The sequence below is a fragment of the Pseudoalteromonas sp. GW168-MNA-CIBAN-0100 genome, assembly GCF_040309225.1.
In the GTDB taxonomy this organism is placed as follows: Bacteria; Pseudomonadota; Gammaproteobacteria; order Enterobacterales; family Alteromonadaceae; genus Pseudoalteromonas; species Pseudoalteromonas arctica.
Window position 1 is genome coordinate 1 of the sequence record NZ_JBEOOL010000251.1, and the last position, 350, is coordinate 350.

At 38.6% G+C, this 350-nt stretch carries 1 protein-coding gene; it reads right to left on the bottom strand.

The window, feature by feature from the left end; all coding sequences use genetic code 11:
• Positions 1 to 51: 51 nt before the first annotated feature.
• The coding region (gene lepB, locus AAEY62_RS20970) for a signal peptidase I (RefSeq protein ID WP_350636249.1) at positions 52 to 350 on the bottom strand (299 nt) is incomplete at its 5' end.

Sequence of the window (350 nt, forward strand, 5' to 3'; positions counted from 1 at the left end):
ACTCAATGGTATAACCCGGGTTTTTATTTAGCTGCTAAAATACAAACACGCTTATTCCAGCGCTTTTAATAATCGATCAGTTCGCGGTAAATAATAGTTATCGTAATCAAGCGATACAATTACTCGCTCTGCTTTACCTAACATTTCGCTACGCGGGATCAAGCCTATTACGCGAGAATCGGCACTGTTATCGCGGTTATCACCCATGGCTAAATAGTAATTATTCGGGATTGTGATTTTATCAAACCCTGCTAATCGCGACGCTCTATTGGCTACTCTTATTGAGTGTTTATGACCGTTTAAGTTTTCAATTTTATCAAGTGAACCTAAATTACTGTGCAAACTAGCAT